This window comes from Loktanella sp. DSM 29012, assembly GCF_900110705.1.
Lineage (GTDB): Bacteria > Pseudomonadota > Alphaproteobacteria > Rhodobacterales > Rhodobacteraceae > Loktanella > Loktanella gaetbuli.
Genome location: NZ_FOEJ01000007.1, coordinates 21,703 through 41,261 on the forward strand (window position 1 = coordinate 21,703; position 19,559 = coordinate 41,261).

21 protein-coding genes, 1 tRNA gene and 1 pseudogene are annotated in these 19,559 nt (G+C 59.9%); 18 read left to right on the forward strand and 5 right to left on the reverse strand.

Translation table 11 applies throughout. The features are described 5' to 3' along the window. Window positions 1-144 precede the first annotated feature (144 nt). Complete coding sequence (locus tag BMX27_RS17145; RefSeq protein WP_090160761.1) at window positions 145-516, reverse strand: HNH endonuclease; 372 nt, start codon at window positions 514-516, stop codon at window positions 145-147. Between the two features lie 29 nt (window positions 517-545). Between BMX27_RS17145 and BMX27_RS17050 the strand changes: the two are divergent. After that, window positions 546-768: pseudogene (locus BMX27_RS17050) on the forward strand (transposase); the annotation flags it as partial. A 111-nt stretch (window positions 769-879) separates the two neighbouring features. On the opposite strand, the gene BMX27_RS14570 reads toward BMX27_RS17050, so the two are convergent. After that, window positions 880-954 (reverse strand) — tRNA-Asn (locus BMX27_RS14570). A 203-nt stretch (window positions 955-1,157) separates the two neighbouring features. Between BMX27_RS14570 and BMX27_RS14575 the strand changes: the two genes are divergently transcribed. From BMX27_RS14575 to BMX27_RS14585, 3 genes are all read left to right on the forward strand, one after another. Then, a complete protein-coding gene (locus BMX27_RS14575; RefSeq protein WP_056036409.1) occupies window positions 1,158-2,240 on the forward strand; it encodes a TRAP transporter substrate-binding protein in 1,083 nt (360 codons plus the stop codon). A 108-nt stretch (window positions 2,241-2,348) separates the two neighbouring features. Then, a complete protein-coding gene (locus BMX27_RS14580) occupies window positions 2,349-3,311 on the forward strand; it encodes a TRAP transporter small permease subunit (protein WP_090160763.1) in 963 nt (320 codons plus the stop codon). Between the two features lie 21 nt (window positions 3,312-3,332). Beyond that, window positions 3,333-5,978 (forward strand): TRAP transporter large permease, encoded by a 2,646-nt coding sequence (locus BMX27_RS14585; protein WP_090160765.1) that lies wholly within the window; start codon window positions 3,333-3,335, stop codon window positions 5,976-5,978. A 59-nt stretch (window positions 5,979-6,037) separates the two neighbouring features. Here BMX27_RS14585 and BMX27_RS14590 read toward each other — a convergent pair whose 3' ends face one another. Further along, the gene (locus BMX27_RS14590; protein WP_090160768.1) at window positions 6,038-6,577 is read right to left on the reverse strand and encodes a CBS domain-containing protein; all 540 of its coding nucleotides are present in this window, start codon (window positions 6,575-6,577) and stop codon (window positions 6,038-6,040) included. Between the two features lie 159 nt (window positions 6,578-6,736). Between BMX27_RS14590 and BMX27_RS14595 the strand changes: the two genes are divergently transcribed. The 10 genes from BMX27_RS14595 to BMX27_RS14635 all read left to right on the forward strand — a co-directional run bounded on the left by BMX27_RS14595 (window position 6,737) and on the right by BMX27_RS14635 (window position 14,782). Further along, entirely contained in the window at window positions 6,737-7,666 is a 930-nt protein-coding gene (locus tag BMX27_RS14595; protein ID WP_090160770.1) for an ABC transporter ATP-binding protein, read from the forward strand. After that, window positions 7,663-8,424, forward strand: coding sequence for an ABC transporter permease (locus tag BMX27_RS14600; RefSeq protein WP_090160772.1), 762 nt, complete (start codon window positions 7,663-7,665; stop codon window positions 8,422-8,424). Before BMX27_RS14595 ends, BMX27_RS14600 begins: the two co-directional genes overlap by 4 nt. Window positions 8,425-8,462: 38 nt before the next feature. Then, window positions 8,463-9,257, forward strand: a complete 795-nt coding sequence (locus BMX27_RS14605; RefSeq protein WP_090160774.1) for a S49 family peptidase — start codon at window positions 8,463-8,465, stop codon at window positions 9,255-9,257. Continuing rightward, window positions 9,258-9,425, forward strand: a complete 168-nt coding sequence (locus BMX27_RS16915) for a hypothetical protein (RefSeq protein ID WP_177172740.1) — start codon at window positions 9,258-9,260, stop codon at window positions 9,423-9,425. It abuts the gene before it with no gap. Beyond that, on the forward strand, window positions 9,422-10,378 hold the full coding sequence (locus BMX27_RS14610) for a calcium/sodium antiporter (RefSeq protein WP_090160776.1): 957 nt from the start codon (window positions 9,422-9,424) through the stop codon (window positions 10,376-10,378). The genes BMX27_RS16915 and BMX27_RS14610 overlap by 4 nt, the downstream gene beginning before the upstream one ends. Next, a complete protein-coding gene (locus BMX27_RS14615; protein WP_090160778.1) occupies window positions 10,375-11,154 on the forward strand; it encodes an SDR family oxidoreductase in 780 nt (259 codons plus the stop codon). Before BMX27_RS14610 ends, BMX27_RS14615 begins: the two co-directional genes overlap by 4 nt. A gap of 295 nt (window positions 11,155-11,449) precedes the next feature. Further along, the gene (gene uvrC, locus BMX27_RS14620; protein WP_090160780.1) at window positions 11,450-13,321 is read left to right on the forward strand and encodes an excinuclease ABC subunit UvrC; all 1,872 of its coding nucleotides are present in this window, start codon (window positions 11,450-11,452) and stop codon (window positions 13,319-13,321) included. Between the two features lie 111 nt (window positions 13,322-13,432). Beyond that, window positions 13,433-14,095: a CDP-diacylglycerol--glycerol-3-phosphate 3-phosphatidyltransferase gene (pgsA, locus tag BMX27_RS14625; RefSeq protein ID WP_090160782.1), complete on the forward strand. Its 663-nt coding sequence runs from the start codon at window positions 13,433-13,435 to the stop codon at window positions 14,093-14,095. 1 nt (window position 14,096) lies between these two features. Then, window positions 14,097-14,342 carry a molybdopterin converting factor subunit 1 gene (gene moaD, locus BMX27_RS14630; protein WP_090160784.1) on the forward strand — a complete coding sequence of 82 codons (246 nt, stop codon included), beginning with the start codon at window positions 14,097-14,099 and terminating at the stop codon, window positions 14,340-14,342. Beyond that, window positions 14,342-14,782, forward strand: a complete 441-nt coding sequence (locus BMX27_RS14635) for a molybdenum cofactor biosynthesis protein MoaE (RefSeq protein WP_090160786.1) — start codon at window positions 14,342-14,344, stop codon at window positions 14,780-14,782. The genes moaD and BMX27_RS14635 overlap by 1 nt, the downstream gene beginning before the upstream one ends. Here the strand turns inward: BMX27_RS14635 and BMX27_RS14640 are convergent. After that, complete coding sequence (locus BMX27_RS14640; protein ID WP_090160788.1) at window positions 14,769-15,338, reverse strand: DNA-3-methyladenine glycosylase I; 570 nt, start codon at window positions 15,336-15,338, stop codon at window positions 14,769-14,771. The genes BMX27_RS14635 and BMX27_RS14640 overlap by 14 nt on opposite strands. Window positions 15,339-15,420: 82 nt before the next feature. Here BMX27_RS14640 and BMX27_RS14645 point away from each other — a divergent pair, with 82 nt between their 5' ends. The 4 genes from BMX27_RS14645 to BMX27_RS14660 all read left to right on the forward strand — a co-directional run bounded on the left by BMX27_RS14645 (window position 15,421) and on the right by BMX27_RS14660 (window position 19,340). Beyond that, window positions 15,421-16,224 carry an EAL domain-containing protein gene (locus tag BMX27_RS14645; RefSeq protein ID WP_090160790.1) on the forward strand — a complete coding sequence of 268 codons (804 nt, stop codon included), beginning with the start codon at window positions 15,421-15,423 and terminating at the stop codon, window positions 16,222-16,224. 96 nt (window positions 16,225-16,320) lie between these two features. After that, window positions 16,321-17,496 carry an acetyl-CoA C-acetyltransferase gene (locus BMX27_RS14650; protein WP_090160792.1) on the forward strand — a complete coding sequence of 392 codons (1,176 nt, stop codon included), beginning with the start codon at window positions 16,321-16,323 and terminating at the stop codon, window positions 17,494-17,496. A gap of 185 nt (window positions 17,497-17,681) precedes the next feature. Then, window positions 17,682-18,404: an acetoacetyl-CoA reductase gene (gene phbB, locus BMX27_RS14655; RefSeq protein ID WP_090160794.1), complete on the forward strand. Its 723-nt coding sequence runs from the start codon at window positions 17,682-17,684 to the stop codon at window positions 18,402-18,404. Window positions 18,405-18,476: 72 nt separating this feature from the next. After that, window positions 18,477-19,340 (forward strand): aromatic amino acid exporter YddG, encoded by an 864-nt coding sequence (locus tag BMX27_RS14660; protein ID WP_090160796.1) that lies wholly within the window; start codon window positions 18,477-18,479, stop codon window positions 19,338-19,340. On the opposite strand, the gene BMX27_RS14665 is transcribed toward BMX27_RS14660, so the two are convergent. After that, window positions 19,337-19,501, reverse strand: coding sequence for a YdcH family protein (locus tag BMX27_RS14665; RefSeq protein ID WP_083484400.1), 165 nt, complete (start codon window positions 19,499-19,501; stop codon window positions 19,337-19,339). The genes BMX27_RS14660 and BMX27_RS14665 overlap by 4 nt on opposite strands. Between the last annotated feature and the right edge of the window lie 58 nt (window positions 19,502-19,559).

Genomic DNA, 19,559 nt, shown 5'->3' on the forward strand with positions numbered 1-19,559 from the left:
ATCTGCAACGAACGGCAGGAGTGTCCGCTTTACAGGCCTTGGGTGCCTGAAAATGCCGCGCAATGCATTAATGGCTGTTCTGGGTAATCTGCATTGCAGCGTAGGGTCCGGCGATGAATAACCGCTAAGGGCCGATCTCTAAGTCTATTCGAAACCATGAAGTGAGCGGTGATGAATGAGGTAATATCTTTGCCGCTCGCTCAGAGAGACGTTCAGGGCCTCAATCCCTAATGATCTTCGGGAGGCTTCCGACAAGCGCTTAGAAATCAGCAGAGCGCCGCCATCCGCGAAGCTGATGAAGCCCTTATCGAACAGTGTGTCCCAGTTTGGTGAGAGCAAAAGAGCGTTGTCTGGATTCAAGCAATCGTCGGGATTTTCGCGGCAATCTCTCCACGGCTTTATGTGCGAGGCGACAAGTAGTGCGGTTTCGCTGAGCCCTGTAACTAAGCAGCGCTTGTAAGCCGTTAATACCCGAGGGTAATCCTCCCCAAAACTAAGGGGATGCGGATGTAGAATTTTTCAGCAAGATACGTGAGGAGATTTTGATTGAGATGACGAGATTTAACGAAACCCAGATCCTTTCAATCCTGCTCCAAGCTGAAGGCTGCGTGCCGGTGGCTGAGCTGTGCCGCGAGCATGACATATTTTAAGAAATGGCGCGCGAAGTATGGCGGCAGGGATGCGTCCATGATCAGCCAGATGAATAGCCTTAAAGACGAGAACCGCAGTCTGAAGCGTATGTTTGTTGATCTGAGCATGCAGTCTGATCATCGGGCGACAAAAAGCAATTCTGTTACCCTAAGTGTTACCCCACTGCCCATAGATCGTATCTTAAAAGATTAAAAAGCCCTCTAAGTCACTGACGTAGAGGGCTTATTATGGCTCCGACGGTAGGGATCGAACCTACGACCAATTGATTAACAGTCAACTGCTCTACCGCTGAGCTACGTCGGAAAACCTGCGGGCTCTATAGCGGTGTGGTTTTGGGGCGTAAAGCGGAAATCTGCATGTCGAGGCGAAGTTTTTGTCGGCCCTGCGACAAACCGGTCTTTGGCATCGATTGCCTAAAATTCATGCTGGACCGGTTGCGGACTGTCCTTATAGTCGTGCGAGGCGAAGGCCTGGAGGATGGGCCTGCCCAACAGGAGGAATTCTATATGAAACGCAGACAATTTCTGACGTCCGCTGCCATTGGTGGCGCGGCGACTGCGCTGGCCACACCGGCACTGGCGCAATCGGCGACCGAAATGAACATCGTGTCCACATGGCCGCGTGACTTTCCTGGCCTGGGCACGAGCGCGCAGCGCTTGGCCGCACGGATCGAGGCGCTGACCGAAGGTCGCATCGCCGTCAATTACTTTGCGGCAGGCGAACGCGTCGGTGCGTTCGACAGCTTTGACGAAGTCGCCTCCGGCAACTCTCAGGCCTATATCGGTGCCGACTACTACTGGAAGGGCAAGCACGCCGGCTGGTCGCCGTTCACCGCGATCCCGATGGGTCTGACCTATACGGAAATCGACGCCTGGATGAAATTCGGCGGCGGTCAGGAATTGTATGAAAAGCTGGGCGACGAATTCGGCGTCATCGGCTTTCCGGCGGGCAACACGGGCGTTCAGATGGGCGGCTGGTTCAACAAGGAAATTGAATCCGCCGATGACCTGCGCGGCCTGAAAATGCGTATCCCCGGACTGGGCGGCGACGTGATCGCCAAGCTGGGCGGCTCGCCTGTGTCCGTTCCCGGCGGCCAGATCTACGAAAACCTTGTCTCGGGTGCGATTGATGCCACCGAATGGGTCGGTCCCTGGAACGACTTCTTCCTCAAGCTCTATGAAGCGGCACAGTACTACTACTGGCCCGGTTTCCACGAGCCCGGCTCGCAGCTTTGCCTGGGGATGAACAAGTCTTGGTGGTCGGGTCTGTCGTCCATCGATCAGGAAATCATCAAGGTCGCCTGTGCCGAGGAAAACGCCGTGTCCATGGCAGAAGCCAATGCCAACAACGGTGTCTACCTCAACCGTCTGATCAACGAATACGGCGTGGAACTGCGTGAATTCAACGATGACGTCTACGAGGCCTTTGGTTCGGCCTCTGCCGAGGTGATCGAGGAAGCACGCGATCACAGCCCGCTGGCCGCCGAAATTTTCGACAGCCACCTGAACGCGCGCGCGTCGGTCGGTGCCTGGTCGAACCTTTCGGACGCACCCTATGTCACGAAGCGTAACCGCATTCTGGACATCTAAATCGTCCCACCGGGACTGACCCCGCCCGGTCTGGGGTGGGACAGATCAGGGCAGATATCATGTCTGCCCTGATCGGATATCAGACACAAATTTTCAGGAGACACTGGAATGGAAAAAGAGTCAGCGTCGCGTGCACTGGTCGCGCGCGGGTTCGGATGGCTGGTCTTGGCTGTGACGGCCGGATACATGGTCAACGTTGTTCTGAACTTCTGGTTCGATTTTCCGGGTGTCACCGCCGGGCTGGAAAACCCGCTGTCCCTGGTGCAGGTCGCAGTTTTTGCTGTGCTGGCAGCTGTCGCTGTTTTGTACGTGCTTCGCAGCCCTGACGTTAGTCTGCGGGCGGACGCGGCGCGGATCAGTGATTTCAACCGCTTTCTGGTGCGGGCCGCGTTCTGGGTGGTTCTGCTGGTCGGGATCGGGGATTCGATCCTGTCGTTCTTGCGCGTGCAGGGCTTTCTCGATGGGATTGTCGGCGATGACCTCGCCAGCAACCTCGCGCGGGCCGATTTCCGCGGCGTTTACCTACATGTGCCGCTGATTATTCTGGGTATCGTCATTGGTGCTGTGACCCGGGGGCTTGGGTTTACCTGGTTGACCCTGATGGTTGTGATTGCCGAACTGGCCATCGTGTTCAGCCGCTTTGTGTTTTCCTACGAACAGGCGTTTCTGTCGGACCTGGTGCGGTTCTGGTACGGGGCGCTGTTCCTGTTCGCCTCGGCCTATACCCTGCTCGAGGATGGTCACGTGCGCGTCGACCTGTTCTACGCCTCGATGCGGCGCGAAACAAAGGGACGCGTCAATTCTGTCGGTGCCGTCATCATGGGGATGACACTGTGCTGGACGATCCTGATCGTGGGCTTTGGCACGGCGAGCAGCGTGATCGTTGGTCCGATCCTGGTTTTCGAGGTGACGCAGGCGGGCTTTGGCCTCTACGTCAAATATTTCATGGCGGGTTTCCTCGCTGTCTTTGCGATCACGATGATGGTGCAGTTCGTGGCGCAATTCATGGATTCCATCGCTGACAAACGCGGTGAGCCGGGCGGGCGCGACGCGCACGCCGGCACGATGTAATCGCATCCAAGGGATACTGATATGGAACTTTTCTTCCTTTTGATGCTGGTCGTCATCATGGCCGGGGCGCTTGGGTCGGGCTATCCGGTGGCGTTCGCGCTGCCCGGTGCCGCCATCCTGACAATCGGTGCTGCCGCCGCGACGGGCTACGTCTTTGACGGTGATACATCGGTGTATTTCTCGAACTCTGGGCCGTCACAATGGCTGTCGGCGGGTGTTACGAACCTGCGCGGGGTCTATTGGGAACCCGAACGGGATACGCTGATCGCCATTCCGCTGTTCATTTTCATGGGGATCATGTTGCAGCGGTCCAAGATCGCCGAGGATCTGCTGGTCACCATGGCGCAGCTGTTCGGTCCGGTACCGGGTGGTCTGGGCATTTCGGTCGTTGTCGTCGGTGCGCTGCTGGCTGCAACCACGGGTATCGTGGGGGCGACGGTGGTCGCGATGGGGATGATTTCCCTGCCAGCGATGATGCGCAACGGATATTCCAATGCGCTGTCCACGGGTACGATTGCGGCCTCGGGGACATTGGGACAGATCATTCCGCCATCCATCGTGCTGATCATTCTGGCCGACCAGTTGGCCAGTGCCGTCGATCAGGCCGGGCAGGCGCGTCAGGCCCTGTACCGGTCGTCGACCGGCGAGTTGTCGATGCCGACGGAATTCGCGGTCAGTTCCACATCCGCCGGTGACATGTTCCTGGGGGCCATGATCCCCGGCCTGCTGCTGGTCCTGCTTTATATCGTGTTCATCCTCGTGGTGGCGATCGTGCGGCCCAAACTGGCACCCGCCGTTCCCTACGAGGGCAAATACGACACGGCGTTCCTGGGCAACGTGCTGCTGGCGATGATCCCGCCGCTGGCGCTGATCCTGCTGGTGCTGGGGTCGATCATCGCGGGTATCGCCACGGTCAACCAGGCCGGGGCCATCGGTGCGGTGGGTGCCATGATCATGGCCGGATATCGCCTGCATCCCGAAGGGCGCGGTCAGAGGTTCACGCCCGCCATCATTGCCATCGTCGGTCTGGGTGTCGTGACCTACGCCCTGTCCAACTACGACACCAACGTGCTGAACATGCAGACCGCAGAGGACCGCACCGGTGTCACCATCGCGGCCGTCGGCGTTGCTCTGCTGACGATCTCGATCATCTGGTCGGGTATCCGTGCATTCTTTAACGAAGACGCGCTGCGCGGTGTCATGGTCGAAACGGCCAAGACGACATCGCTGGTGTTCATCATCCTGCTGGGTGCGGCCATGCTGACCGCGGCCTTCCGCGCCTTTGGCGGCGAGGAACTGGTCAAACACTTCCTCGAAGGTCTGCCGGGGGGATTCTGGACGAAATTCATCATCGTCATGGTGGTGATCTTTGTGCTGGGCTTCTTCCTCGACTTTATCGAGATCGCGGTCGTCGTGGTGCCGATCGTGGCACCGATCCTGCTGGCCGACCCGGAGGCGAATATCACGGCCGTCTGGCTGGGGGTGATGATCGGTCTGAACATTCAGACGTCGTTCCTGACACCGCCGTTCGGATTTGCACTGTTCTACCTGCGCGGTGTCGCACCAGCGGCGGTCAAGACCATCCAGATCTACAAGGGGGTCGTGGCCTTTATCGGCTTGCAGCTTGCGGCATTGGTCATCGTGGCGTTCAACCCGCCGCTGGTGAACTATCTGCCCGCCCGGACCTCGCTCATATCGGAAAACGCGCCGCCTCCGGTGAACCCGGCATTGCAGTATTGCATCGAGGAATTCGTGGCCGAACAATTCGCGGCGAATTCAGCGACGATTTCTTCGGCGATCCAGCAGGCGCGTGCGTTGGACGTGTCCTATCTGCCGGAGGATCTGATTGACGACTGGACCGATGGTCTGGACAAGGCCGAACAGGCGATGCCGATGATGCAACGCATCGTGGATGCGACCGCAGCACAGTACGCTGCCGCCGAGGACTACCGCGAGCCGCATACCTTTGTGCGGGCACTGGAACGTGACGCCCGCATGCTGGAGCCCGAAATCGAAGATCTGCGTTTGCGGGCCTCGCGTGGGTTCGGCGACCCAGAGGCACAGTTGGCCCGCGCCGACATGCTGGAGGCAGAGCGCGATGCGCTGCTGGCACAGATCCCGGAAACCTGGCCCGAAACGCAAGAAGCCTATGCCGTGCTGAACCGGGAAAACCAGACGGCGCGCAATATTTACCGCCGGACTGTCGACCAGGCCTATGAACCGGTGCCGGAACTGCGCGCCATCATCGCCTCGGTTGACGCGCTGGCGGCATTGGGTCCGCAGATCGACGCGCTTGCCGCTGATGCGCTGACGATGGATGCGGAAACCGCCGATGTCCGGTTCCGCGAAGTCGAGAGTGCGCTGGGCGATGTCGAGGGTGCCCGCGATATCCGGGGCCTCTTGTCGGATGCCCGCAACGAGATCGACGACAGGTCGCCCGATCCCGAGCGCGGTCTGGAATACGTGGTCGAGGCCCAGGAACTGTTCGCGGCCGAAGTCGCATGGCGGACCCGCGCTGCGACCGAGCTTTTGCCCGGCCTGATTGCCTATGACGAGGCGATCCAGGGGACCATCGGTCTGCGTCAGCAGTCACGTTTGCCCCGCGAGACGGCACTGTATGTCGCGGGTTGTTCCGCGCGGCACCGGGATATCTCGCTCAACTTCTGATGGGCAAAGGGCCGGGGGAAAATCCCCGGCCCTTTGGTTTTGGACGTTCCCGGCAGGTGTCAGAGCATGCTGACGACGATCACCATGATGATGGAATACAGCGCGATACCACCGCCGATCAGGTAGTAGGGGAAATTGCGCGTCACGTTCGCCGTTGCCATCGAGCGCGCCTGATAGATCAGTTCGGGCCAGCTGTAGGACACAAAGTCGCCCTGGGTGAAGACCACCTTGATCCGGCCTTCGGCGTCGACGACGGGCAGGCGGCGGAACCGTTCATTCGACATCTGGCGCATCCAGTCAGTCACGTCGTCTGTTTCCACCGCCAGTCGCGGGTTGGCGGTCATGATGTCCGACAGCTTGGTCGTCTTGGCGTCCATGCCCTTGCCAACCAGTTTGTTCATCACGTCGCGTTCCGTCACGACGCCGATTACCTTGTCAGCGGCATCGACCACCATCACAGAGCCATAATTCTTGTCCGACATTGCGGCCACGGCATCAAAGACCGTGGTTTCGGGGCTGCGCGTCAGTGGCTTTGGCTTGGACTTGTATTCAGGCCGATCCATCAAGCGGCTGCCGGGTCTTTGTGTTGACTGTGCCATTGCGCGATCCTCTGTTTGTTACTGTGTCATTTGACCTAATGCAGCTTGACCATAGGGCAAGTTGGTGCGCGTCAGCTGTGCTGCGACTGTGCGGCATTGCAGCTTTGCCATTGGTGAGCGCCTGTGTAGTGTGCGGCAAATTGGCAAAGGACGTCCCCGATGAATGCCATCGTTTCCATCAAGAACCTGCACAAGGCCTACGATAGTGGATTTGTCGCACTGCGCGGCGTCGATCTGGATATCGCCGAGGGCGAAATCCTGGCGTTGCTGGGGCCGAACGGTGCGGGCAAGACCACGCTGATTTCGACCGTTTGCGGCATAACCGTCCCGACGGCGGGAAAAATCATGGTCGGTGGTCATGACACGGTGACGGATTACCGCGCGGCCCGCAGTCTGATCGGCCTGGTGCCGCAAGAGATCAATCTCGAACCCTTTGAGACGGTCGAAAACACCGTATCGTTTTCGCGCGGGTTGTTCGGCAAGAAAAAGGACCCGGCCCGTGTGGCGGAGGTTCTGAAAATGCTCAGTCTCGATGACAAGGCCAAATCCAAGATCAAGGAGCTGTCGGGCGGCATGAAACGCCGGGTCCTGATCGCCAAGGCGCTGGCGCATGAACCAAGGGTCCTGTTTCTGGACGAACCGACAGCCGGTGTCGATGTCGAGCTGCGCAAGGACATGTGGAACGTCGTGGCCGACCTCAAGGCGCATGGCGTGACGATCATCCTGACCACGCATTACATCGAAGAGGCCGAGGCGATCGCCGATCGTGTGGGCATCATCAGCAAGGGTGAAATCCTGCTGGTCCAGAACAAGGACGAAATGATGTCGCAGATGGGCCGCAAGGAGTTGCGTGTTGATCTGGTCGAACCGGTAGAGACCATTCCGGACGCATTGATGAAATATGATCTGGTGCTGGCCCCGAATGGTCGGGCCGTCACATATACCTATGACACGCGCGCCGAACGGACCGGTATCCGCACCGTGTTGAACGACCTCGACGCAGCGGGCCTGCGGATGGCGGACCTGCAAACCCAACAATCCAGCCTGGAAGAAATCTTTACCACGCTGGTCAAGGAGCAAAGCGCATGAACTGGACCGCGATCCGCGCCATCTATGTGTTCGAGATGGCCCGCTTTTTCCGGACACTGACGCAGTCACTGATCAGTCCGGTGCTGTCGACGTCGTTGTATTTCGTGGTGTTCGGCACGGCCATCGGCAGCCGGATCGAAACGGTCGAGGATGTCAGCTATGGCGCGTTCATCGTGCCGGGGCTGATCATGCTGTCGGTCATGACGCAGGCGACCAGCAACGCCAGTTTTGGCATCTATTTCCCGAAATTCATCGGCACGATCTATGAACTGCTGTCGGCACCCGTGAATTTTCTGGAAATCACCTTGGGCTATGTGGGGGCTGCGGCGACCAAGGCGTTGTTCATCGGTGTGATCATTTTTGTCACAGCGTTCTTTTTCGTCGATATCACGGTGCAGCATCCGTTCGCGATGATCGCGTTTTTGTTGATGACCTGCGTCAGTTTCGCCCTTCTGGGGTTCATAATCGGCATCTGGGCGGGGAATTTCGAACAGCTGCAACTGATCCCCTTGCTGGTGATCACGCCACTCGTGTTTCTGGGCGGGTCATTCTATTCGGTCACGATGCTGCCGCCGGTCTGGCAGACGATCACGATGTTCAACCCGGTGGTCTATCTGATTTCAGGGTTCCGATGGGCATTTTTCGGAACGGCGGATGTGCCTGTGGCGATCAGCCTTGCAGCGATCGCGTTTTTCATGGCCGCCTGCATGGCTGCGATATGGTGGATTTTCCGCACTGGCTGGCGCATCCGCCAGTAAGCCTTGTCGGCGGACCGTCGGGAGCCTAGATCGGGGGGATGAAAAACATCCTCCCGTTTATGAAATCCGATCCCGTGGTGAATGTGGTGCGCCTGCAAGGCGCGATCACGACCACCGGGCGTGGTCTGGACGACCCCAGCCTCGCGGCAGTGCTGCAAAAAGCCTTTACCAAGGGCAGTCCCAAGGCCGTTGCCTTGCAGATCAACTGTCCAGGCGGCAGCCCCGTGCAGTCATCGTTGATCGCAGCACGGATCCGGCGGCTGTCGCAGGAAAAGAACGTTCCGGTCTATGCCTTTGTCGAGGACGTGGCCGCCTCTGGCGGTTACTGGCTGGCCTGCGCTGCGGATGAAATCTATGCCGATCAGGGCAGTATCGTGGGGTCCATCGGCGTGATTTCCGCAGGCTTTGGCCTGCATGACCTGATCGGGCGCTACGGCGTGGAACGTCGGGTGCATACGGCGGGGACGTCGAAATCCATGCTGGACCCGTTCCGCCCCGAAAAAGAAGAGGACGTCACTCGGCTGAAGGGCTGGCTGGACGATCTGCACGGCATTTTCATCGACTACGTCAAATCCCGCCGCGAGGCGCATCTGGACGATGATCCTGCGATCTTTTCCGGCGAGGTCTGGATCGGGCAAAAGGCGGTGGACAAGGGTCTGGTCGACGGTCTGGGTCACCTGATCCCGGTGATGAAGGCTGAATTCGGCGACAAGACGCGGTTCCGCCGCTATGGCCCGAAAAAGTCGCTGTTTCAGCGTCTGGGCGCGCGGATCATTGGCGACGCAATCGGCACGGTCGAGGACCGCGCCGCATTTGCACGGTTCGGTCTGTAGATGATCATCAAGGCGGTCGCCATGTTTCTGGTCGGCATGGTCGTGCTTGGCATTTTCGGCAAGCTGCGCTTTCCGGGGCAGCAACGGCTGGCAGACGCCAAATGTAAAAACTGCGGTCGCTACCGCATCGGCAAGGGGCCTTGCCCCTGTGAAAAAGGGCATCCCTGATGGAATGGATTCTTGTCGTCGTGGGTCTGGTAATTCTGCTGTTTGCAGGTGACGCCTTGGTCAAGGGCGCGGTCAACCTGTCGCTGCGGCTGGGTGTGCCCGCGCTGATCGTGTCGCTGACAATCGTGGCGTTCGGCACATCCGCGCCAGAGCTGCTGATTTCCGTGAAATCCGTGATCGACGGTGTGCCGGGGCTGGCGCTGGGCAATGTCGTGGGGTCGAACACCGCCAACATTTTGCTGGTTCTGGGCGTGCCTGCGTTGCTGGCAACGATGCACACGGCGGAACATGACACACGGTCCAGCTACGTGCAGATGCTGGTCGCCTCTGCCTTGTTTATCGCGTTGTGCTTTCTGGGTGTGCTGACCTGGATTTCGGGTGTGATCCTGCTGGTGGGCCTCGCTCTGATGCTCGGCTGGTCTTTCCAGCAGGCGCGCCGCGCGCGTGCAGCAGACGCCGCTGCCGCGGCACTGGACGATACCGACGATCTCGAGGGTGCAGACCCAGAGATGAGTGGGACATTGATTGCGGTGTTCCTGATCGCCGGCCTCATCGGTCTGCCGGTCGGTGCTGAAATGCTGATCCGGGGTGCCACCACGATCGCGAAGGATTTCGGCCTGTCGGACAGTGTGATCGGGCTGACGCTCGTGGCGCTTGGCACGTCTTTGCCCGAACTGGCGACGACCGTCATGGCGGCCCTGCGCCGCCAGGCCGATGTGGCCCTGGGCAACGTGATCGGGTCAAACATGTTCAACTTGCTCGCCATCATCGGCATTGCGACGCTGTTCGGACCGATCCCCGTGGATGCCCAATTCCTGCGGTTCGATCTGTGGGTCATGGCCGGTGCGTCCTTGCTGCTGATCCCGTTCGTCTTCATGCGGATGAACATCACCCGGATCTGGGGCGTGGCGCTGACGCTGGGCTATATCGTCTATGTCTGGTCGCTGCTGTGACCCGTGCGTTGGTGACAGGCGGGGGCGCGCGGCTGGGACGTGCGATGGTGCTGGGGCTGGCTGCTCGGGGTTATGACGTGGCTATCCACTACAATACCTCGGCGGATGCCGCGCAAGAGGTGGCGGACATGGTCCGCGCCATGGGCCGGCAGGCGGTCTGCCTGAGGGCCGATCTGCTGGACGACGGGCCGACCGCGGCGTTGATCCCCGATGCCGCCCGCGCATTGGGCGGGCCGCTGACGGTGTTGATCAACAATGCCTCCATCTTTGAGGGTGACGATTTTGAAACCGCCACGCGCGAGAGTTGGGACCGGCACATGGGCAGCAATCTGCGCGCGCCGTTCGTCCTGACCCAAGGGTTTGCAGCCCAGGTTGCGGAACCGCAACCCGACGATCGGGGCGAGCCGCTGGCGCAAGGTCTGATCGTGAACATGGTCGACCAACGCGTGCTGAAACTGACGCCCCAGTTCACGACCTACACGCTGGCCAAGGCGGCATTGTGGACCCTGACCCAGACTAGCGCACAGGCGCTGGCCCCCCGCGTCCGGGTCAACGCAATCGCACCCGGACCGACGTTGCAGGGCGCACGGCAATCTTCGTCGGATTTCGCGCAGCAGCGCGCCGCAACGGTGCTGTCGCGTGGCGCAAGTCCGCAAGAGATCGTCGCAGCGCTGGGTTACCTGCTGGACGCACGCGCCGTCACGGGGCAGTTGATGACCGTGGACGGCGGTCAGCATCTGGGGTGGGAAACGCCCGATGCGATGGTGTCAGAGTAGCCTGACACTTGAGTTGTGCACTTTGGCTTGCAGCCTTCCGTAGCGTTAATAAATTCTGTTTAACAACAGCAGTTTACAAATCTGTAATAAATAATGCATTTAATTTCAATGTGTTAAATCTGTGCCTCAAAATAAGGCAGGTTGCTGAAGTCGACGTAATCGTTAACTTTTTCCCACCTCACAGGCTTTTGCCCACGGAGTTATCCACAGAAACGGTGGATGCCTTTAATCTTGCGATGGCGCGGTTATCGTTACACGGCGGCCTCGAATCGCGGACCATCTGACGGACCCTGGAATGACCGACGCCAAGAGCAAACCCGCCAAGACTGGCTATGAACTGATCGCATCCTATCTGCGGACGCTGGATTCCTCGCCCGGTGTTTATCGCATGCTCGATGACGAAAGCCGGGTTCTGTATGTCGGCAAGGCGCGCAATCTAAAGGCGCGGGTGAGCAATTATTCCCGACCGTCGCCGCAGCATTCACGCCGGATCGCGCGGATGATCCAGGAAACGTCGTCGATGATGTTCCTGACGACCAAGACGGAAACCGAGGCGCTGCTGCTGGAGCAGAACCTGATCAAGCAGCTCAAGCCGCGCTACAACGTGCTGTTGCGTGACGACAAATCCTTTCCCAACATTCTGGTCACGACAGGCCACGCCTATCCGCAGATCAAGAAACATCGCGGAGCGAAAAAGGAAAAGGGCGACTATTACGGTCCCTTTGCGGGTGCTGGTGCCGTGAACCGCACGCTGAACCAGTTGCAGCGCGTGTTTTTACTGCGCAACTGCACCGATCAGGATTTCGAGACGCGCACGCGACCTTGCCTGCAATACCAGATCAAACGGTGCAGCGGTCCTTGTGTCGGGCATATCAGCCCTGAGGACTACGCACGGTCGGTGAAGGACGCGCAGGCATTTCTGCAAGGCCGGACCAAGGGGATTCAGGAAAAACTGGCCGCGGACATGAATGCCGCATCCGAGGCGATGGAATTCGAACGCGCCGCTGCCATGCGCGACCGGATCAAAGCGCTGACGCAGGTGCAATCGACCCAGGGCATCAACCCCAAGAATGTCGAAGAAGCCGATGTCATGGGCCTGCATATCGACGGCGGGCAGGCCTGCGTGCAGGTGTTTTTCATCCGCGCCGGTCAGAACTGGGGCAATCACGACTATTACCCCCGGATCAGCGGCGACGAGGACCCGTCAGAGGTGATCGAAGCCTTTGTCGGGCAATTCTATTCCGACCGTGACCCGCCGCGCGCGCTGATCCTGAGCCACGGTCTGGATAACGATGACCTGATGGTGCAGGCGTTGTCCGACCGCCTGGGCCGCAAGGTCGAGATCATCGTGCCGCAGCGCGGTGAAAAGGCCGACCTTGTGCAAGGTGCGCTGCGCAACGCCCGCGAAAGCCTGGCCCGCAAGATGAGCGAGACGGCGACGCAAGGCCGGCTGTTGAAAGGCGTCGCCGAAGCATTCGATCTGCCAAAGGTGCCGCAGCGGGTCGAAGTTTACGACAACTCTCATATCCAGGGGGCGCATGCGGTGGGTGCGATGGTTGTCGTGGGGCCAGAAGGGTTCGAGAAAAACCAGTACCGCAAGTTCAACATCCGCGGCGATGACCTGACGCCCGGTGATGATTTCGGCATGATGAAAGAGGTGCTGACCCGCCGGTTCCAGCGCCTGCTGAAAGAGGATCCTGACCGGCAGGCAGGCAGCTGGCCCGACCTGTTGCTGATCGACGGCGGGGCAGGGCAGGTCAGCGCCGTGCGCGAGATCATGGAAGAACTCGGCGTCGGCGATGTGCCTATGGTCGGGGTGGCCAAGGGCATCGACCGCGATGCCGGCAAGGAAGAATTCCACCGCACTGGCAAACCTGTCATGGCGCTGCGCCACAACGATCCGGTGCTGTATTTCATTCAGCGGATGCGCGACGAGGTGCACCGTTTTGCCATCGGCACGCACCGCGCGAAACGGTCCAAGGCGATCGGGGCCACGCCGCTGGACGACGTGCCCGGCGTGGGTGCCGGGCGCAAGCGTGCGCTGCTGGCGCATTTCGGATCGGCCAAGGCGGTGGCGCGCGCCAATGTCTCTGATTTGCAGGCCGTTGATGGTATCAGTCAGAATATCGCCCAGACGATCTACGATTACTTTCACGAAAACGGGTGAGGGGGCGCTGCCCCCCGGCCTGCGGCCGTCCCCCGGGATATTTCGAAAACAGCGATCACTGACCCGCTGCGTGATCTGGCGTATGTGGGCAGGTCCGGCTATGACTACGCCATGACCTTGAACCTGCCGAATATCCTGACGATCTTGCGTCTGCTCGCGGCACCTGCCGTGGCGATCATGTTTTTGTATTTCAACCGGCCTTGGGCGGATTGGTTCGCGCTGTTGTTGTTCAGTAGCGCAGCATTGACGGATTTTCTGGACGGCTATCTGGCGCGGGCCTGGGGGCAGGAAACCAAGCTGGGTGCGATGCTGGATCCGATCGCGGACAAGGCGATGGTGGTGATTGCCCTGGTCGTAATTACCGGATTTTCAGGCATGAATCCGTGGATCCTGTTGCCTGCCACGCTGATCATTTTCCGTGAAGTTTTCGTATCGGGCCTGCGTGAATTTTTGGGGGATACCGCCGGGACGCTGAAGGTGACCCAGATGGCGAAATGGAAAACCACCGCGCAGATGATCGCGATTGCCCTGCTATTCGCAACGGGCGCGTTCGAGCACTATCTCGGGATGCAGACCTTTGGCATGGATGCCCAGACCCGTGACGCGGTGCTGACGGGTGATCTGCCGGACGAGCTGGGCCTGGTCTGGAAATACTGGGGCATGATGCTGTCATGGTATGCGGGGATCACGGGATTGTGGATCGCGGCACTGCTGACATTGCTGACGGGATGGGATTACTTCCGCAAGGCATTGCCCTATCTCAAGGACAGCTGACATGGATATCTTGTATTTTGCATGGGTGCGCGAACGCATCGGCCTGCCACGCGAGACGATCCAGACCGAGGCCGCGACTGTGGCCGATCTGGTGGCGGAACTCTGCGCCCGCGAGGACCGGTATGCGGCGGCCTTTGCCGATGTCACGGCGCTGCGGGTGGCGCTGGATCAAGAGCTGACCGGTTTTGATGCGCCTCTGGCCGGTGTGCGCGAGGTCGCTTTCTTTCCGCCGATGACGGGCGGCTGATGGCGGTCCGCATTCAAGAGGCGGCATTTGGTGCCGGTGCGGAACTGGACCGGTTCACGGCCGATGCGCCCGGTGCCGGGGCCGTAGTCAGTTTCACGGGCGTGGTGCGCGATGTGGACGGTGGTCTGCGGCACATGTTGATCGAACACTATCCCGGCATGACGGAACGCGCGATTACCGCACTGGTGTCCGAGGCAAAGGCCCGCTGGAACCTGACCGATGCGCTGGTGATACACCGGTTCGGTCAATTGGCCCCCGGCGATCCGATCATGATGGTTGCGACAGCCTCTGCACATCGCGCCGATGCCTTTGCCGCAGCCGATTTTCTGATGGATTACCTGAAATCCCGCGCGCCGTTCTGGAAAAAGGAAGTGACTGCCGACGGTGCGGATTGGGTCGCCGCCAAGGATGCCGACGAGGACGCGCTTAGCCGTTGGTAAGTGCTGAGTGACGATGGCAATCGACAATGTGATCGTTGACTAACCCGCACGCCTGCATGAACGCATAGACGATCGTCGGCCCGCAAAACGTAAAGCCCGCCTTTTTCAGGTCCTTCGAGACCTGTTGCGACAGCGGCGTCTGCGCAGGCACGTCGGCCATGGTCGCACGATAGGTTTGCAGCGGCTTGCCATCGACATAGGACCACAGGAAATTGCTGAAACCCTGATCCGCCTCGATTTTCTGGTAGGCGCGGGCGTTCTTGATCGCGCCCTCGATCTTGCCGCGGTGGCGCACGATCCCAGGATCGGCCAGCAGCCGCGCGACCTCTGCATCGCCCCAGGTGGCGATGATGTCAGGATCGAACCCGGCAAAGGCGGTGCGAAAATTGTCGCGCTTTTTCAGGATGGTGATCCAGGACAGCCCGGCCTGAAATCCGTCCAGGATCAGCTTTTCGAACAGGGCGCGGCTGTCGTAGTCCGGCACCCCCCATTCAGTGTCATGATAGGCCTGATAGACAGGGTCATGCCCGGCCCAGTCGCAGCGTCGTAGGATCATTTTGCGGTCCTCGGGTCGCATTAACGCAATCTTAGCCCGTGTTGCGTCAGGATGACATCACCCAAAACCGGACAACGCAGCCATGCTTGCCATCATCGACGCCAACGGGGGCGTACCTGAATTTTCGGATCCGCTTGTCGCGGCTTTTGCCAGTCGTGACGCGGACATCCAGACTCTCGTGTCCGAGGCGCTGGATGCGGGCCGTGCGCGGCTGGCGTTTCAGCCTGTGGTCTCGGCGACGACAGATCGCCGGGTCTGCTTTTACGAGGGTCTTATCCGTTTGCTGGATGATGGTGGGCGTATCTTGCCAGCGAAGCAATTCATGCCGCAGGTGGCCGATACCGACGCCGGGCGTCGCATCGACACGCTGGCGCTAAAACTGGCGCTGCGATTGCTGTCGGAAAACCCGCATGTGCGTCTGTCCATCAATGTCTCGGCCCGGTCGCTGGCAGATTGGCGATGGCGCAGCACGATGGCCGATGCGCTGGCGGCGCGGGGCAATCTGGATGACCGACTGATTCTGGAAATCAGCGAACAATCCGCGATGCTGCTGCACGAGGTGGTGATCAGGTTCATGATCGAATTGCAGCCGCGCGGCGTGTGTTTTGCCCTGGATGGGTTTGGTGGCGGGCTGACATCATTTCTGCATCTGCGGGATTTCTGTTTCGATCTGGCCAAGGTGCACAAGGGATTTACCGCGCAGTTGGCGCAGCATCCCGAAAATCAGGTTCTGGTCGAGGCGCTGACCACGGTCGCCCGTCAATTCGAGATGTTTGTCGTGGCAGAGGGGGTGGAATCGGAACGCGACGCGCAGATCCTGACCCGGATCGGTGTGGATTGCCTGCAGGGGTATCATACCGGTGTGCCCAATTTCCGTCTGCTGTGACCGCTTTTGGTTTGCCTCTGGTTTGTTGTCGCCATACCGTTCAGCGGAAATGCGCGCGCGCGTGGTGCGCGGGCAGTCCAGTGAAAGAGGTATGAAATGACCAATGTTGTGATCGCATCCGCAGGGCGGACCGCCGTCGGCAGCTTTAACGGGGCGTTTGCCAATGTCCCAGCCCATGATCTGGGAACTGCGATGCTGGAAGGGATCGTCGCGCGCGCCGGTATCGACAAATCGGAGGTGTCTGAGACGATCCTGGGGCAGGTGTTGACCGCGGCGCAGGGACAGAACCCCGCGCGTCAGGCCCATGTCAACGCCGGGCTGCCGATCGAATCCTCGGCGTGGAGCATCAATCAGGTCTGCGGGTCCGGTTTGCGTGCCGTGATGCTGGGCGCGCAGCACATTCAGCTGGGTGATGCGCATATCGTGGCAGCGGGTGGTCAGGAAAACATGTCATTGTCCCCACATGCGGCCCATCTGCGCGCCGGCTACAAGATGGGCGATGCGAAATTCGTGGACACCATGATCCGCGACGGTCTCTGGGACGCGTTCAACAACTATCACATGGGTCAGACCGCTGAAAACGTTGCTGAAAAGTTCGAGATCACCCGCGACGCCCAGGACGCCTTTGCTGCGGCTTCCCAGAACAAGGCCGAGGCCGCGCAGAAGGCCGGCAAGTTCAAGGACGAAATCCTTCCGTTCACCGTCAAGACGCGCAAGGGCGACACGATCGTCGAAGAGGATGAATACATCCGCCACGGCGCGTCGGTCGAGGGGATGCAGAAACTGCGCCCCGCGTTTACCAAGGACGGGACAGTGACGGCCGGCAATGCGTCAGGCCTGAATGACGGTGCGGCCGGTGTGATCCTCATGACCGATGCCGAGGCTGAAAAGCGGGGCATCACACCGCTTGCGCGGATCGTATCCTATGCGACCGCCGGTCTGGATCCCACGATCATGGGCGTGGGCCCGATACATGCGAGTCGCAAGGCGCTGGACAAGGCCGGATGGAAAGCGTCGGACCTTGACCTCGTCGAGGCGAACGAGGCGTTTGCCGCCCAGGCATGCGCGGTCAACAAGGAAATGGGCTGGGACCCCGAAATCGTGAACGTCAACGGCGGTGCCATCGCGATCGGTCACCCGATCGGGGCATCTGGCGCGCGTATTCTCAACACCTTGCTGTTCGAAATGCAGCGTCGCGGTGCCAAAAAAGGCCTTGCCACGCTGTGCATCGGCGGCGGCATGGGTGTCGCGCTTTGCGTCGAACTTCCCTGACGGCGGATCGGGGCACGACCCCGATTGAATTGAACGTTATCCGGCCGTCAGTCCTCTGGCGGCCGGATTTCGTTTAAAGGTGCAGCAAAAACCTAAATTTCCCATGTACTTGCCCATAAGGTGATAGACCTGATGGGCTGAACCACTACGATAGGTGCGGAGATCGACTCAAGGGAGGAAGAAACATGGCGAGAGTAGCACTCGTGACTGGTGGCACGCGTGGCATTGGGGGGGCGATCAGTCACGCCCTCAAGGCGGCGGGATACACGGTCGTCGCGACCTATGCGGGCAACGACGAAAAGGCAAAGGCCTTTACCGATGAAACCGGGATCAAGACCTATAAATGGGACGTGGGCAGCTATGACGCCTGCGCTGCTGGCCTGCAAAAGGTCGCAGAAGAGGTCGGTCCCATCGAGGTTTTGGTTAACAATGCCGGCATCACCCGCGACGCGCCATTTCACAAGATGACGCCAGACCAGTGGAATGAGGTGATCGGCACCAACCTGACCGGCGTGTTCAACATGACCCACCCTGTCTGGCCGGGCATGCGCGAACGCAAGTTCGGTCGCATCATCACCATTTCTTCGATCAACGGCCAGAAGGGGCAGTTCGCACAGGCAAACTATGCCGCGGCCAAGGCCGGCGACATCGGTTTCACCAAGGCGTTGGCACAGGAAGGCGCGCGCGCGGGTATCACAGTAAACGTCGTCGCACCGGGCTACATCAACACCGACATGATGAGCACGATCCCCGAAAAGGTCATGGAAAGCATCGTTGGTGCAATTCCCGTGGGTCGGTTGGGTGAAGCCGAAGAGATCGCCCGTGCGGTCGTGTTCCTGGCCTCTGATGACGCAGGGTTCATCACCGGGTCGACGATTACGGCCAACGGTGGCCAATACATGACCTGACGCTTTCGCAGGCGTACCGCATATGCCAAGAGAGCCGGAGGACAGACCCCCGGCTCTTTTGCATTTGGTTTCATGACACGTCGCACTGCCACCTTGACCGGTTTCGTCGCCGTCCTGCTTTGGGCACTTTTGGCGTTGTTTACGGTTGCGACCGATCCGGTCCCGCCGTTCCAACTGACCGCACTGACCTTTGGCATCGGGGCCGGTGTCGGGCTGGCCTGGGGCTGGGGCAGCGGCACCCTGAGCCAGTTGTCCCGGGTGCCTGCGCGCATCTATGTCTTTGGCACCGTGGGATTATTCGGCTATCACGCGCTGTATTTTTCGGCCCTGCGGCTGGCCCCACCAGCAGAGGCAGGGCTGATCGCCTACCTGTGGCCGCTGCTGATCGTTCTGTTTTCTGGTCTTCTGCCGGGCGAGGTGCTGCGACGGGGGCATATCGCCGGGGCGATATTGGGATTCGCCGGGGCCGCGCTGATCATCGGGGCAGGGCGCGGCACACCGGGTAGCGGGGCGTTTGTCGGTTACGGTCTGGCGCTGCTTTGCGCGTTGTTCTGGTCTGGCTATTCGGTTCTGTCACGCAGGTTCGGTGATGTGCCGACGGTCAGCGTCACCGTCTTTTGCGCAGCGACGGCGGTGTTGTCGGGGGGCGTGCACCTGCTGGCGGAAAGCTGGGTCACACCAACGATCAGCGGATGGCTGGCGATCGCAGGGCTGGGGCTGGGGCCTGTCGGGGTCGCGTTTTTTGTCTGGGATGTCGGGATGAAACGCGGCGACATTCAGGTTTTGGGTGCTGCGTCCTATGCCGCACCGCTGTTATCGACAGTTGCCCTGGTTGTTGCGGGCTTGTCGCCCGCGACATGGACACTGGCGGGCGCGACCGCCCTGATCATGGCCGGGGCGGCGCTGGCAGCACGGGCCAGCGCCGCGCGAGGTTAGGCCGAAAGGCGGGAAATTTCCTCTTTCAGCATCAGTTTTTCTTTTTTCAGGCGGGCGATTTCCAAGTCATCCGAACCGGCACTGCGCTGTAACTGTTCGACACTGTCCGACAGGGTTTGGTGCTTCTTCTTCAACTCTGCAATGTGGGAAGTGAGGCTCATGATCCGCTCCTTTGGTTGATTTAGAACAATGTCAGTTCAGCACAGCGTCATCGATTTG